Here is a 1258-nt window from a genome sequence, read left to right as displayed (position 1 = left end):
GTCCCAACCCCGATCGGCCGGGAAACCACCGATCGCATCCCCACCCGACGCCACCAGATCCCACAACTGCTCCGGACTCGACACCCCGCCGGGGAACCGGCAGGACATGCCGATGATCGCGATCGGGTCGTCGTCGTCCCGGGCTACGGCCCGGGTGGTGGCGGCCGGGGTGGCGGAGTGGCCGAGTTGCTCGTGCAGGTGCTCGGCCAGGCGCTCCGGCGTCGGATAGTCGAACACCAGCGTCGCCGTCAACCGCAGCCCCGTCGCCGAGGCCAGCCGATTACGCAACTCCACCGACGTCAGCGAGTCGAACCCCAACTCCTTGAACGCCCGCCCACCCGCAACCGCCTGCGCCGACGCATGCCCCAACACCGCCGCCGCCTGACCACACACGAGATCCACCAACAACCGCCGCGCCTCGTCCCGCGAGAGCCCGACCAGCCGCTCGGACCAGCCCGAGCCGGCCCCGGCCCGCGCGGCACCCGCCTGGCGGCGTCCGCCGGTCCGGGCCAGCAGCCGGACGATCGGCGGGACCTGCCCGGCGTCTCCGGTGATCCGCAGCCGGGCGGCGACCACCGCCGCCCGGGACCCGGCGGTCGCGGCGTCGAGGAGGGCGGCGCCCTCGGCGGCGGTGAGGCCGGCCATGCCGAGCCGTCCCAGGCGCTGCCGGTCGTCGGCGCTGAGCTGAGCGGTCATCCCGCCCGTGGCCCACATGCCCCAGCCGATGCTGGTGGCCGGCAGGCCTTGGGCGCGGCGGTGCTGGGCGAGGGCGTCCAGGAACGCGTTCGCCGCCGCGTAGTTGCCCTGACCCGGCGAACCCAACGTCGCCGCGATCGACGAGAACACCACGAACGCCGACAGATCCAGACCCGCCGTCGCCTCGTGCAACGCCCACGCACCGTCGACCTTGGGCCCCATGACCGCAGCCACACCGTCGGAGGAGAGCGAGCCGATCGTCGCGTCGGCGATCACCCCGGCCGTGTGCACCACGGCCGTCAACGGGTGCGCCGGGTCAATGCCGGCCACCAGCGCCGCCACCTGCCCCGCGTCGGCCACGTCCACCGACACAGCGGAAACCTCCGCACCCGCCTCGGTCAGGTCCGCCACCAGCGCCGCATAGTCGGAACCCTCGACCGGCAACCGACGCGACGCCAACACCAACCGACGGCTCTGGCCCGTGGCGACGAGATGCCGGGCGACCACCCCGGCCAGGGTGCCCGACGCCCCGGTCACCAGGGTCGTCCCGTCCAGATCGACC

The 1258-nt window shown here is 74.1% G+C and carries 1 protein-coding gene; it reads right to left on the bottom strand.

Going from position 1 to position 1258, the window contains the following annotated elements:
* Positions 1-1258, bottom strand: a 1258-nt coding sequence (locus ACVMYR_RS33095) for a type I polyketide synthase (protein WP_457123700.1), incomplete at both ends; no start/stop codon positions are given.

Source organism: Micromonospora sp. PTRAS2, assembly GCF_054052245.1.
This window is presented reverse-complemented; position numbering and strand designations above follow the sequence as displayed.